The sequence below is a fragment of the Streptomyces sp. NPDC055239 genome (genome assembly GCF_053606205.1).
This window is the reverse complement of the sequence record NZ_JBSGRD010000029.1, coordinates 1-14,199: the sequence shown is the minus strand read 5'-3', so window position 1 is coordinate 14,199 and position 14,199 is coordinate 1. Positions and strand designations below refer to the sequence as shown.

Below are 14,199 nucleotides of genomic sequence, written 5' to 3'. Positions count from 1 at the left end.
ACGAAGAACCCGACCACATCGTCGAGTTCGCTGCGCCCCCGCCCCGCCACCGGCGTCCCAAGGACCACATCGCTCTGCCCCGCCCAGCGCCCGAGGACGGCCGCAAAAGACGCCAGGACGGTCTGGAAGACGGTGGCCCGGCCCGCCTCCGCGACCGACCGCAGCCGCCCGGCCACACCCCCACCCACCACCACAGGAAGGGAGCCGGCCGGGTAGGAGGAGCTCTGCTCGCCGCGCGGGCGGTCCACCGGCAGGTCGAGCGGGGCGGCGCCGGACAGGGTCTGCTTCCAGTGCGCGAGTTCTTCGGTGAGCACCTCGTCGCGCAGTTCCTCGCGCTGCCAGACCGCGAAGTCGCCGTACTGGAGGTCGAGGTCGGGCAGCGGCGACACTTCCGCACCGCCCGCGAAAGCCGCGTACAACATGCCCAGTTCGCGCAGCACGATCCCCAGCGACCAGCCGTCCACCACCGCGTGGTGCACCACCAGCGCCAGCGCCCACTCACCGTCCCCCAACCGGCCCACCACCACCCGCACCAGCGGACCCGCCGCCAGATCGAACGGCTCCTCCACCACCGACGCCAACCACCCCTCCACATCCGCATCGGCGACATCCACCACCGAGACGGCGCACGGGAACGCAGGAACCACGACCTGCTGCAGACCCCCCTCCGCCCACACGAACCGCGTCCGCAGCGCCTCATGCCGGGCGATCACCTCACCCACCGCCCGCTCAAGCACCCCCACATCCAGCGCACCGGAAACCCGCAGACCCCCCGCCACGTGATACGCCGACCCCGCACCCAGACGATCAAGCAGCCACAACCGCTCCTGACCGAACGACGCGGGAAACAAGAAGGCCTCTTCGTCGTGCTCGGCCCCAGACGTGAACTCGGCCTCAGACATGGCGGTTTCAGCCCTCCGGATATGTGGCTTGCTGGGTTCTGGGTTGCGGGAACGGTTCGAGCCCCGCAACCGAGGCTCGCAGCGCGGCGCGGTGCGCGGCAGTCGGGAGGAACCCCTACGCGGCGCGGTCGACGGCTGTAGGGGATTCCCCCGACTGTCCTGCGGGGCCGCGGACGGTGACGCTCGTGGACGGGCCGGGAGACCACCGGCCGTACCGACACGAGGAGGAACGGGATGACCACCGCTACCGCGGTCAGTACCTGCCCGGAGTGCGAGAACGGCGTTGCCGTGCCGGACGGGGTGCGCCAGAGCGAGATCGTCGAGTGCGGCGACTGCCTGAGCGAACTTGAAGTGATCACCACTGAGCCGCTGCTGCTCGCCCTCGCGCCCGAGGTCGAGGAGGACTGGGGCGAGTAGGACGGCCGACGCCGGGTCCCCGGACATCCGTCCGGGGCGCCCCCCTCATTCCCCAGCCCCGTCACCACTGTTCGGACCTGGAGGTCCTCGTGATCCGTGCCGGCGTCTACGGCGCGTCAGGCTATATCGGTGGAGAGCTGCTCCGGCTGCTGCTCGGCCACCCCGAAGTGGACATCGTCAGTGCGGTGTCCGGCAGGCTGGCAGGCCGCAGGGTGGACACCGTCCATCCCAATCTGCGCGGCTCCACCGACCTGCTCTTCTGCGAGCCGTCGGACGTCGCCGACTGCGACGTGATCTTCACGGCCGTCTCGCCCTCCGTGGCGAGCGACCTGGTGCCCGAAGCGGGCACGAAGGCGCAGGTCGTCATCGACCTCAGCGGCGGATTCCGGCTGCGCGACCCCGAGTTGCACGCCCGCTACTACGGCGAGCACCCGCGGCCCGAGCTGCTCCAGGAGTTCGTCACCGGCTGGCCGGAGCGCTACCGCAAGGAGCTTGCCACCGCCGACCGGATCGCCATGCCGGGCTGCATGGCCAACGCGGCGACCCTCGCCCTGCACCCGCTGGCCGCCGAAGGCCTGATCCGCAGCGACGTCAGCATCGACGGCCGGGTCGGATCGAGCGGGTCGGGGGTGAGCGCCGACGCGATGAACCTGCACGCCGAACGCAGCGGCGCCATGCGGGTGTTCAAGCCGCAGCGCCACCGCCACGAGGCCGAGGTGGCCCAGGCCACCGGCCTCACCGCACGGATGAGCGCGACCGGCGTCGAGGCGGTGCGCGGCGTGCAGGTCCTCATCCGCGTAGCGGCCGCCGACGGCGTCATCCTCGGCGAGCGCGAACTGCGCAAGCTGTACCGCGCCTACTACGCCGACGAGCCGTTCATCCGGATCGTCACGCAGAAACGCGGCCTGTACAGGCTGCCCGAGCCGAAGATCCTCAACGGCTCCAACTACTGCGACATCGGCTTCTCCACCGACCCCGACGACGGAACCGCGGTGCTCATCGCGGCGCTCGACAACCTCGTCAAGGGCGGTGCGGGCAACGCCGTACAGACCATGAACATCCGCTTCGGCCGGCCGGAGACCCTCGGTCTCGGGTTCACCGGCCTGCACCCGGTGTAGCCATCGGCGAGAACCGGTGGGAGCCGGAGAGAAGGGGAGCAGGGCAGTGGCAGACGGACTGACCGTCGTGAAGTGCGGCGGGGCCGCAGGAGTGGACCCGGCCCGGGTGTGCGCCGACGTGGCCGCGCTGGTCAAGTCGGGGGAGCGGGTCGTGCTCGTGCACGGCGGCTCGGCCGAGCTGGAGCAGCTCGCCGCCCGGCTCGGCGTGGAGCAGCGCACCATCACCGCGCGCAGCGGAGTCACCTCGCGCTACACCGACGAGGCGACGCTGGAGGTGCTGACGCTTGCCCTGGCCGGGCAGGTCAAGCCCGCCCTGCTCGTCGAGCTGGCCGGGCACGGGATCGCGGCGGTGGGCATGACAGGACTGGACACCGGCCTGCTCAGGGCCCGCCGCAAGACCGCGATCCGGGCCCGCGTCGACGGCCGTACCGTACTGGTGCGCGACGACCACAGCGGGCGGATCGCCGAGGTGGAACCGGCGGCCCTGAAGGTGCTGCTCGACGCGGGGATCACCCCGGTCGTCTCGCCTCCCGCGCTCGCCGAGGACGGCCGGCCGGTGAACGTGAACGCGGACCGTGCCGCGTCCGCCGTCGCGGTGGCGCTCGGCGCGAGCCGCCTGGTGTTCCTGACCGCGGCGCCCGGCGTGCTCGCCGATCCCCGCGACGAGTCGAGCCGCCTGGCGCGCTGCGAGCTGCCCGCCGACGGCACCCCGCCGGGCGCCGAGGGCGGGATGGCCGTGAAGCTCATCGCCGCGCGCGAGGCACTGGTCGGCGGTGTGCCCGAGGTCCTTATCGCCGACGGCCGTGCCGAGGGGCCGGTGCGCCGCGCGCTCGCGGGTGAGTCCACGGCCGTCGCCCTGGCAGCAGAGGCAGACGTACAGGGAGTGGCCAACAGTGGGGGAGCGGAACGATGAGTGAGCTCAAGCGGGTGCCCCGCCGGGCGACCCGGGCACCCGGCGGGCGTCCCGGTGGGGCCCGCGAGGCGCTCCAGCGGCTCCAGGAGAGCCGCCGTACCGAGCAGCGCATCGAGCCCGCCGACCGCGACCGCAGTCTGCCCCTCGCCGCGGCCCAGCAGCGGCTGTGGTTCCTCGACCGGTGGAACCCCGGCTCCGCCGCCTACAACGCGCCGCTCGCGCTGCGCCTGACCGGCCCTGTCGACGTCGCCGTGCTCGGCCGCGCGCTCAGCGGTGTGGTGGCGCGGCACGAGATCCTGCGCACCCGCTACGAGAGCGTGGACGGGCTGCCCCACCAGATCGTCGAGGAGCCGGCGCCGGTGCCGCTCGACGTCACCGACCTGCGTGAACTGCCCGCCGACGAGCGGGAGAAGAAGGTCACCGAGCTCATCGCCGACGGCGCGGGCCTGCCCTTCGACCTGACGCGCGGCCCGGTGCTGCGGGCGAGCCTGTTCCGCCTCGCCGACGAGGAGCACGTACTGCTCCTCGCCATCCACCACATCGCCACCGACGGCTGGTCCACGGCGATCGTCACGCGCGAGGTGATGGCGTACTACGCCGCCGAGGCTGCCGGTGTGACCGATCCGCTGCCGCCGCTGCCCGTGCAGTTCGCCGACTACGCGGTGTGGCAGCGCCGCAAGCTCGCCGAGTCCTCCTTCGGCGACCGCCTCGCCTACTGGACCGAGCGGCTCGACAACCTGCCGGTCCTTGACTTCCCGACCGACCGTCCACGCCCCAAGGAGCCGACCGGCGCCGGATCGGTGCGCGAGAGCAGACTGCCCGCGAGCCTCCAGCGCGCCATGGTCGAGCTGGCACGCACCGAGCGCGTCACCGTGCTCACCGTGGCCCTCGCCGCGTTCCAGACACTGCTCGCCCGCTACACCGCCCAGGACGACATCGTGATCGGCTCGGTCGTCAACGGCCGTACACAGCCGGAGATCGAGCCCCTGGTCGGCTTCTTCGCCAACACCCTGGTCCTGCGCACCGACACCTCGGGCGACCCCACGTTCCGTGAGCTGCTCGCCCGTACGAACGAGACTGTCGTGGGCGGTCTGATGCACCAGGACGTGCCGTTCGGCAAGGTCGTCGACGCGCTGAAGACCGAGCGTGAGGCGGGGCGCAACCCGCTGTTCCAGATCTCCTTCACGCTGCAGAACGCGAGCGCGGACGGCGACGACCTGGGCGGTCTGCGCATCGAGCAAGTGCCGCTGATCGTCGGCACATCGCGCTTCGACCTGGCCTTCCAGCTCACCGAGGTGCCCGGCGACGGCTACCACGTGTGGATCGAGTACTCCACCGAACTCTTCGACGCCGACCGCATCGACCGGCTCATCGCCCACTACGGCCGCATCCTCGAGGCCGTCGTCGCCGACCCGTCGGCCCGCGTCGACCGCATAGAGCTGCTGTCCGCCGCCGAACACGCCGAGCTCGTCACCGCAGAGAACCGCACCGAGACGGCGTACGACACGGCGGGCCTCGCCCTGCACCAGCTGTTCGAGCGACAGGCGGACCTGCACCCCGAGCAGCCCGCGGTCCGCTTCCGCGGCAGTGGACTCACCTACGGTGAACTCGACTCGCGCGCCAATGAGTTGGCGCATCACCTGCGATCGCTCGGGATCGGTCCTGAGAGCCGAGTCGGCATCCTGATGGAGCGCGGCCCCGAGCTGCCCGTCACCCAGCTCGCCATCCTGAAGGCCGGTGGCGCCTATGTGCCGCTCGACCCGATACACCCCACCAACCGGCTCGGCTACATGCTGGACCGGGCGGGCTGCTCTCTGGTCGTCACGGAGGGCGCGCTCGCCGACGCCCTGCCCGACGGCCCGGACGGTCCGGATGGGCTGGTACGTCTCGACTGGCGGGACCCGGAGTTCCGCGCGGCTCTGGAGCGTGCCCCGAAGAGCCGTCCGGACGTCGCCGTGCATCCGCGCAATCTGGCGTACGTCATCTTCACCTCGGGTTCGACAGGGCGGCCCAAGGGCGTCCTCGTCGAGCACCGCAGTGCCGTCAACTTCACCAGCTCGTCGGTGGAGATGTTCCGCCTGGGCACCGACGACCGGGTGCTCCAGTTCGCGAACCCCGCCTTCGACGTCTCCGTCTTCGAGATCTACAGCGCCTTCGCCTCAGGGGCCACCCTGGTCATGGCGCCGCGCGGCACCCTCCTCGACCCGGCGTCCCTGACCGCGCTGCTGCGCGACGAGCGGATCACCACCGCGGACATCCCGCCGTCCCTGCTCGCCGTCCTCGACCCCGAGCAACTCCCTGAGTTCCGGAAGCTGTTCGTGGGTCTTGAGCCCTTCCCCGGCGACCTCGTCGACCGCTGGCGCGACGGCGGGCGCAGGGACTTCCACAACGGGTACGGCCCGACCGAGACCACGGTCGCCTCCGTGGACCACCTGTGCGGCCCCCAGCTCGGTTCCGCGAGCCCGCCCATCGGCCGCCCCCTCGCCAACCAGTACGCCTATGTGCTCGACGCGTTCGGACAGCCCGTCCCGCGCGGAGTGGCCGGCGAGCTGTGGATCGGCGGGCTCGGCCTGAGCCGGGGCTACGCGGGCTCGCCCGGCGCGACCGCCGAGCGCTTCCTGCCCGACCCGTTCGCCGCGCCCGGCAGCCGCATGTACCGCACCGGCGACCTGGCGCTGCGCCGCGGCGACGGTGACCTGGAGTTCTTCGGCCGCGCGGACACCCAGGTCAAGATCCGCGGACTGCGCATCGAACCCAGCGAGATCGAGCAGGTCCTCTCCCGGCACGCCGAGGTGCGGCAGGCCGCGGTCGTCGTGCTCGACGGCGACGGCGACGGCGGCCCGCGACTCGTCGCGTACGTGGTGGCCGAGGGCGCTGCCCGCCCGCAGCCCGCCGCGCTCCGCGCCCACCTCGCCGACGACCTGCCCCCGTACATGCTGCCCGCCGCGTTCGTGACCCTGGACGCGCTGCCGCTCACCCCGAACGGCAAGCTCGACCGGACCGCGCTGCCCGCCCCCGAGGAACGCGCCCGCAAGGACCGCGAGGCCCCGGCCACCGCCACCGAGCGTGCCGTCGCCGGAATCTGGGCCGGTCTTCTGCCCGGCAAGGACTTCGCCCGTGACGACAACTTCTTCATGGTGGGCGGCAATTCGCTCCAGGCCACCCAGCTCCTCGCCCGTATCGAGGAGACCCTGGGGGCCGAGGTCCAGCTGCGGCAGCTGTTCACCCACGCGACGGTCGAGCAACTGGCCTCCCTGATCGACACCGCACGCCCCGCGGTGGCGGCCGGTCCGGACACTGCTCCCGCTCCCGTGGTGCTCGCGCCCGGTGGCGCACGGCCCGTCTTCTACTGCGTCCACCCGAGCGGCGGCTCCGTCGCCCCGTACGTTCCGCTGGCCGCATCGCTCCACCCGGAGCAGCCGCTGCACGCGCTTGAGGCGCCCCGCTCCCTCGACGGGAGCGACCCGGTCGCCGCCCTCGCCGCAGCGCACGCCACCACGATCCGGGCCGCTCAGCCAGCAGGCCCGTACCACCTGGGCGGCTGGTCCACGGGCGGCGCCGTCGCCTTCGAGACCGCGCGCCGACTGCGCGCGGAAGGAGCCGAAGTCGCCGCGCTCGCCCTCATCGACACCGACGTGCCGCCCGAGCTCGCAGAACCGCCGAGCACCGCCCTCGCGATCGGTCTGTACGCCGTCGACCTCGCCGGGCTGCGCGGCCTTGGCCCCGAGGACATGCCCGCCCTGGACGACATCGAGGCTCTCGACTACGAGGAGCAGATCGCCGTGGCCGTACGCAGGATCACCGCATCCCCGCTCGCTCCCGACGCCGACGAGGCCCAACTCGCCGACCGTATGGCGACGTTCGTGGCGACCGTGCGCGGCGGAGCCGTCTGGCGGCCGGAGCCCGTCGACGTACCGCTGACGCTGCTCACCTCCGAGGCGCCCGAAGCGGGGGAGCGGGCCCGATACTGGGCGGCGCGCACCACCGGCGGCTTCACTCACCACGAGGCGCCCGGCGACCACTACGCCATGATGGTTCCGCCGCACGTGGGTACGGTCGCCGACCTGATCCAGGAAGTCCTCGACCGCGCGGGCAGCACCGCCCGCCGGGAGGTGCGCGCATGAACGCCACCCGCCCAGAGCCGACAGCTGCCCGCCCCGACCCGCTGGACACCTGGCTCACCCCCGAGCAGCTCGCCTTCCGCCGCGACGTGCGGGACTTCTTCGCCGATGAGCAGGTCCGCAAGTCCATCGACGCCCTCCAGGACCACGCCCCGCGCGAGGAGAGCGGACTGCTCGACGTCTACCGGCAGCTCGGCGAGCGCGGCTGGCTCGCTGCGGCCTGGCCCGAGCAGTACGGCGGACTCGGTCTCGGCCCCGTGGAGGCGGGGATCGTCCTTGAGGAGATGGTCCTGCACGGGGTGCCCGAGGACCAGCACGTCCTGAGCATCGACACCGTGGGCCAGTTCCTCCTGGAGGTCGGCACGCCCGAGCAGCGCGCCCGGCACCTGCCGCGTCTCGCCCGGGGCGAGGAGATCGCCACCGTCCTGTTCACCGAACCGCACTGCGGCTCCGACCTCGCGGCGCTGTGCACCGCCGCCGTGCCGGACGGCGACGGATGGCGTCTTTCCGGACGCAAGATCTTCAACCAGAAGTCGCAGTTCGCCGAGTGGGCGCTGTGCGCTGCCCGCACCGGGGACGGCCCCGTGAAGTACCACGGCATCACCCTGTTCCTGCTCCCTCTCCGCTCGCCCGGCGTGGTGATCAACCCGGTGTGGAGCATGGGCGACGAACGGTTCAACGAGATCGTCATCGAGGACGTACGGCTCACCGCGGAACACGTAGTGGGCCGGGTCGACGAGGGCTGGCAGCCCATCAACGACATGCTCCTTCTCGAACGTACCGGCATGGACTTCCAGGCCAAGCTGCGGCGCTGGCTCGACGCGGTCGTCGCGGACGCGCGCCGCTCAGGGCGGACCACCGAACCGGCCTACGCGCAGCGGCTCGCCGAGCTCGACGCCAAGCTCACGGCGGGCCGCGCGCTCGCCTGGAACATGGTGCGCGCCCGCCTCGCCGGCACGCCCGACCCGGTGGCATCGGCCGCCTCCAAGTGGTTCGTCACCCAGCAGTCCGACGCGGTGGTCAGGCTCGGCGCCGACGTCATGGGTCTGGACGGACTGCTGACCACCTGGGACGGCGAGGCACCCGACCTCGGCCGTCTGGAGGCGGTGTACCGGCAGAGCCCGGCGCACACCCTCGCCTCCGGCACCTCCGAGGTGATGCTCCAGATCATCGCCGCCCAGGGCCTCGAACTCCTTTCCTGACCGCGACTGACCGCAGCTGACCGCGACTGACTTCGACCTGAGAGGACCCCATACATGACGTCCGTAGCGGCCCTGCCCGCCGACCTGGCGGAGCTCCTCGGCGGTGAACTGGCCCCCACCGTACGGCGGATGGGGGAGCGCCCGATCGGCGGCGGACCGGTCGCCGACGAGCAGGCGCGGGCCCGCGCCGCCGTGTGGGAGACCCTCACCGAGACGGGCGTGTTCGACACGGCCGCCGACGGTACCGAGAGCCGCGAACACTTGCTCCAGCTCGGTGAGTTGATGGGCCGCTCGCTCTACCGGGGGCCCTACCAGGACACGGCGGCGACCGCCGAATTGATCCGCGCGCTCGGGTCGGAGTCGCAGGAGCACTCCGACCTCCTGGACGCGCTGGCCGACGGCGCCGCCGCCGTCGCGCTCGCGCCGCGCGCCGAAGGAACCGACGACCCGGTGGCGCCCGCCACGCTCACGCTCGGCGACGGCCCCGACGGGCCCTGGATCTCCGGGAGTCGGCGCTTCGTGCCCTTCGCGGACGCCGTGGACTTGCTGCTCGTCGTGGGCGCAGTCCCGCACGGTACGGCGCTCGCGCTCGTACGGGCCGACGACCCCGGTGTCACCCTGCGACGCCAGGACGACATCAGCCGCGGCGATCTGCACACCGTCACTCTGGAGCGCGTCCCGCTGTTCGGCGGCCGGCTCCTCGGCGAACCGTCCGAGGCCACGGCAGCCTGGGCGCGCACTCTGCGGACGCTGCGCGTGCGGCAGGCCGCCGCCCTCGTCGGCCAGGCGCAGGGTGCGCTCGCGCTCGGCGTGGAACGGGCCAAGAGCCGGGTGCAGTTCGACCAGCCGCTCGCCCGCCACCAGAGCCTCGCGTTCACGCTCTCCGCGCTCGCGGCCCGCGTCATCGCCGTACGCGCCCTCGTCGAGCAGGCGGCCCGCACCGACGACGAACTCACCGTCCTCCAGGCCCTCGCGCTCGCCGCTGAACTCGCCCGCGACGCCGCCGCCCAGTGCCTGCACATCCACGGCGCCCACGGCATGAGCGAGGACGCCGACATCCAGCTCTACTTCCGCCGCGCGGCGCTCGACGCACTGCTGTGGGGCAGCCCGGCCCAGCTCTGGGCGCGGGCAGCCACCCTCCTCTGAGCCCGCGCCCACCCCGTCCTCCTCTGAGTCCGCGCCAGCCCCGTACACCCCCCTCGAAAGGACCGGCCCATGTCCGCACGGACCGCCGCCGCCCCAGGCCCCGCCGTAGACCCGATCCCGATCCTGCGCGACCTGATCCGCTTCCGCAGCGTCAATCCGCCGGGCGACGAGCGCCGCTGCGTCGAGTACATCGCGGACCTGCTCGCCGACGCGGGCATCGAGTCGCTGATGCTCGGCCCCGACCCCGAGCGGCCCAACCTCGTCGCGCGCATCCCCGGCCGGGGCGAGGCGCCCCCGCTGCTGCTGCACGGGCACTCCGACGTGGTGCCCACCGACGGGCAGGAGTGGACGCACCCGCCGTTCGACGCGCTGCTCATCGACGGCGAGGTCTGGGGGCGCGGCGCCATCGACATGAAGGGCGGCCTCGCCATGATGCTGTCCGCCCTGCTCACCCTGCACGCCCGCGGCGAGGCGCCCGCCGGTGACGTGCTGCTCGCGGTCGTCTCCGACGAGGAGAACGGCAGCCGGGTCGGCGCGGGCTGGCTCGCCACCCACCACCCCGAGCTGTTCGAGGGCATCCCGTACTGCATCGGCGAGGACGGCGGCGCCGTGCTCACCGTCGATCCCGCCCGGCGCTTCCACCCCGTGGGCGTCGCCGAGAAGCGGGCCTGCTGGCTGCGGCTCACCCTGCGCGGGCGCGGCGGTCACGCCTCACGCCAGGGCTGGCCGAACCTGGCCGTGCACCAGCTCACCGAGGTACTGACCGCGCTGCGCGACGGCCGCCTGCCGGTGCACATCACGCCCGCGTTCGACCGGATGCTCCAGGACCTCGGCACGGTCGTGGGCGGTGAACTCGCCGCGGAGATGGTGGCGTTGCGCAAGGGCGAGCGCACCACAGTGCCGTACGAGCTGATGGACACGGCGGACGCCGTCTACCTGGACTCCACGATCCGGCACACCGTGAACCCGACGATCATCCGCACCCCCGAGAAGATCAACATGATCCCGGCGGAGATCACCGTCGACCTCGACGGCCGCATCCTGCCCGGCGACTTCACGGTCGAGGACTACATCGCGGAACTGCGCGCCCTGGTCAACGAGTACAGCGCGAGCGGCACCCTCGGCGACGAACTTGAGATCGAGCTGCTGCTCGAAGGATCGCGCAACCCGAAGAACGAGCCCGAACTCGGCGCCTTCTACGAGCGGTTGACGGACATCCTGCGCGCCGCCGACCCGGAGGGCCTGCCGATCCCGATGATCACCCCGGCCTCCACCGACGCCCGGCTCTTCGCCAACCTCGGCATGGACTGCTACGGCTGGCTCCCCATGCTCCTGCCCGCAGGATCCCGCTACCAGGAGAACATGCACGACGCCGACGAGCGGGTCCCCGCCGACGCCGTCCGCTTCGGGGCCGACTGCCTCTACGAGCTGCTGCTCGACCACCCCTGAGCACTCGCACCGCTTCAGCGCTGCCCGGCCCGCCCACCCGTCCGCACACCGGAGGAAACCCATGTCGTTCCGTCCCGCCGACCTCGTAGAGATGCTGCGTGCCCGTGCCGCCGCCACGCCCGAGGCCACCGCGTACATCCTGCTCGAGGAGGACGGCACGGAGCGCCGGCTGACCTACGGCGAGCTCGACGTCCGGGCCCGCGCCACCGCGGCCGCCATGCAGCAGTCGGGCGCCGCCGGAGGCCGGGCGCTGCTGCTCTACCCGCCGGGCGAGGAGTACATCGTCGGCTTCTTCGGCTGCCTGTACTCCGGCACCGCCGCCGTACCCGTCTACCCTCCGTCCGGCAAGCGCGGGCTCGACCGGCTCATGGACATCGTGACCGACGCCGAGGCCACCGTCGCGCTCACCGACGACTCCACCCTCCAGCTCGTCACCTCCATGGGTGACGCCCTCGGTGACCTCGGCAAGCTCGCCTGGACCGCCACCGACACCGTGGCCCGCGACGCAGCGCCGACGTGGTCCGAGGTCGCGCCGGGCGCCGACGCCCTCGCCTTCCTCCAGTACACATCCGGCTCCACGGGATCGCCCAAGGGCGTCATGCTGCGGCACGGCAACCTGATCGAGAACTCCCGCACCATCGCCCACGCCAACCGCTCGACGCCGGACAGCATCGGCGTCAGCTGGCTTCCGCCCTACCACGACATGGGCCTCATCGGCGGCATCCTCCAGCCCCTCTACAGCGGCTTCCCCTGTGTCCTGATGGCGCCCATGACGTTCCTGCGCCGCCCCTTCCGCTGGCTCGACGCGATCAGCAGGCACGGCGGCACGATGAGCGCGGCCCCCGACTTCGCGTACGCCGAGTGCGTGCGCCGCGTCACCGAGGAGGAGCTCGCCGGGCTCGACCTGAGCAGCTGGGAACACGCGATGGTCGGCGCCGAACCGGTACGCCGCCGCACCCTCGACGACTTCACCCGCGTCTTCGGCGCCGCCGGCTTCCGCCGCTCGTCCTTCCACCCCTGCTACGGACTCGCCGAAGCGACTCTGTTCGTCACCGGCGGCAAGCCGCGCACCGAACCTCTCGCAGTGACCCTCACGGACGAGGGCCCTCAACCGCTCGCCGATGACGGCCAGTCGGGCACCACCCTCATCGGGTGCGGCGACATCCAGGGAAAGGACAGCATCCTGGTCGTCGACACCGAGACGCTGCTCCCTGCCGCCGACGACGCCGTCGGAGAGGTCTGGGTAACCGGTGGTTCCGTGGCCCAGGGCTACTGGCGCCGCCCCGAACTCACCGAGTACACCTTCGCCGCCGAACTCGCCGAACCCGACGGCCGCAGCTACCTGCGCACCGGCGACCTCGCCTTCCGTCACCAGGGCGAACTGTTCATCACCGGCCGCATCAAGGACCTGATCGTGGTCCGTGGCCGCAACCACTACCCGCAGGACATCGAGTACACGGCCGAGCTCAGCCACGAACTCCTGGTCCCCAACCGGGCCGCCGCCTTCGGCCTCGACGACGGCACCGACGAGCGCGTCGTGCTGCTGCACGAGGTGAGCCGCGCGTTCCGCGACGAGGACGCCGACGCGGTGCTCGCCGCGATCCACGCCGCCGTCACCGTCGAGCACGGACTCGCCCTGCACGACATCGTGCTGGTGCGGATGGGCGCCCTGCCGCGCACCTCCAGCGGCAAGATCCGCCGCCACGAGAGCCGCGAGCGCTACAGCGCCGGTACGTTCGTCGCGCTGGCGAGCGGTGGCGGTGCCGTAGCTCCGGCCGCCGAGGACAGCGCAGCCGAACTGCTCGCCGCCGACCCGGCGGCCACCGCCGTACTGGCCCACGTCGGAGAGGTCCTTGACCTCACCCCCGACCGTGTCTCCGCCGCCCTGCCCCTGGTCGCCCAGGGCCTGGACTCGCTGCGGGCCGTCCGGCTCCGCGCACTCCTGGAGACGGGCCACGGCGCGGACGTACCGCTCGCGGTGCTGCTCGGTGACACGACGGTGGCCCAACTGGCGTCTGCGGTGGCGGAGTCGAAGGGCGGCGCGCAGCTTGCGCCCATTGCTCGCAGGGACGTCGGTGCTCCAGTTGCCGCGTCGTTCGGTCAGGAGCGGTTGTGGCTGCTTGATCGTCTGGGTGCGGGGTCGGCGTATCACGTGGCGGGGGGTCTGCGGGTTTCCGGTGCGCTGGATGTGGGGGTGCTTGAGCGGGCGGTGGGTGAGGTGATCGCCCGGCATGAGGCTTTGCGGACGCGGTTCGTGTGGGCGGACGGGGGGCTGCAGCAGATCGTGGTTCCTGCGTTCCCGTGCGCCGTCTCGGTGGCGGATGTCGCCGATGCGGATGTGGAGGGGTGGTTGGCGTCGGTGGTGGAGGAGCCGTTCGATCTGGCGGCGGGTCCCCTAGTGCGGGTGGTGGTGGGCCGGTTGGGGGCGGGTGAGTGGGCGCTGGCGCTGGTGGCGCATCACGCGGTGGTGGACGGCTGGTCGCTGGGGATCGTGCTGCGCGAACTGGGCACCTTGTACGCGGCTTTCGCGGGCGGTGCGGAAGTGTCGCCGCTGACTGAACTTCCGCTCCAGTACGGCGACTTCGCGGCGTGGCAGCGCGTGACGGTCGCGGGGGAGACCCTGGAGTCCGGCCTCGCTCACTGGGAGTCTGTCCTCGATGGCGCGAACCCCCTGGAGCTCCCGACCGGTTCGTCTCGGGGCGACAGTCAGGCTTCGTACGACCTCGGCGTGCTTCCTGTGGTGGTGGGTGGGGGTGTGGCCGGGCGGTTGCGGTCGGTCGCGGAGGCGGGCCGGGCCACCGTCTTCCAGACGGTCCTGGCGTCTTTTGCGGCCGTGCTCGGGCGCTGGGCGGGGCAGAGCGATGTGGTCCTTGGGACGCCGGTGGCGGGGCGGGGGCGCAGCGAACTCGACGATGTGGTCGGGTTCTTCGT

At 72.3% G+C, this 14,199-nt stretch carries 9 protein-coding genes; 8 read left to right on the top strand and 1 reads right to left on the bottom strand.

Translation table 11 applies throughout. The annotated features are described in order from the left end of the window. Positions 1-902 (bottom strand): condensation domain-containing protein (locus tag ACWFRJ_RS44400; protein ID WP_453544774.1); only part of this gene is annotated, 902 nt, incomplete at its 3' end. 234 nt (positions 903-1,136) lie between these two features. Here ACWFRJ_RS44400 and ACWFRJ_RS44395 point away from each other — a divergent pair. The 8 genes from ACWFRJ_RS44395 to ACWFRJ_RS44360 all read left to right on the top strand — a co-directional run. Then, positions 1,137-1,319, top strand: coding sequence for a lysine biosynthesis protein LysW (locus tag ACWFRJ_RS44395; protein ID WP_383283110.1), 183 nt, complete (start codon positions 1,137-1,139; stop codon positions 1,317-1,319). Positions 1,320-1,408: 89 nt separating this feature from the next. After that, entirely contained in the window at positions 1,409-2,437 is a 1,029-nt protein-coding gene (argC, locus tag ACWFRJ_RS44390; RefSeq protein ID WP_453544772.1) for an N-acetyl-gamma-glutamyl-phosphate reductase, read from the top strand. Positions 2,438-2,483: 46 nt separating this feature from the next. After that, positions 2,484-3,350: a [LysW]-aminoadipate kinase gene (locus tag ACWFRJ_RS44385; protein ID WP_453544770.1), complete on the top strand. Its 867-nt coding sequence runs from the start codon at positions 2,484-2,486 to the stop codon at positions 3,348-3,350. Further along, on the top strand, positions 3,347-7,474 hold the full coding sequence (locus tag ACWFRJ_RS44380) for a non-ribosomal peptide synthetase (protein WP_453544768.1): 4,128 nt from the start codon (positions 3,347-3,349) through the stop codon (positions 7,472-7,474). Before ACWFRJ_RS44385 ends, ACWFRJ_RS44380 begins: the two co-directional genes overlap by 4 nt. After that, positions 7,471-8,673, top strand: a complete 1,203-nt coding sequence (locus ACWFRJ_RS44375) for an acyl-CoA dehydrogenase family protein (protein WP_453544766.1) — start codon at positions 7,471-7,473, stop codon at positions 8,671-8,673. The genes ACWFRJ_RS44380 and ACWFRJ_RS44375 overlap by 4 nt, the downstream gene beginning before the upstream one ends. A 54-nt stretch (positions 8,674-8,727) precedes the next feature. After that, positions 8,728-9,819 (top strand): acyl-CoA dehydrogenase family protein, encoded by a 1,092-nt coding sequence (locus ACWFRJ_RS44370; RefSeq protein WP_453544764.1) that lies wholly within the window; start codon positions 8,728-8,730, stop codon positions 9,817-9,819. 69 nt (positions 9,820-9,888) lie between these two features. Next, positions 9,889-11,268 carry a M20/M25/M40 family metallo-hydrolase gene (locus ACWFRJ_RS44365; RefSeq protein ID WP_453544762.1) on the top strand — a complete coding sequence of 460 codons (1,380 nt, stop codon included), beginning with the start codon at positions 9,889-9,891 and terminating at the stop codon, positions 11,266-11,268. 61 nt (positions 11,269-11,329) lie between these two features. After that, the coding region (locus tag ACWFRJ_RS44360) for an AMP-binding protein (RefSeq protein ID WP_453544760.1) at positions 11,330-14,199 on the top strand (2,870 nt) is incomplete at its 3' end.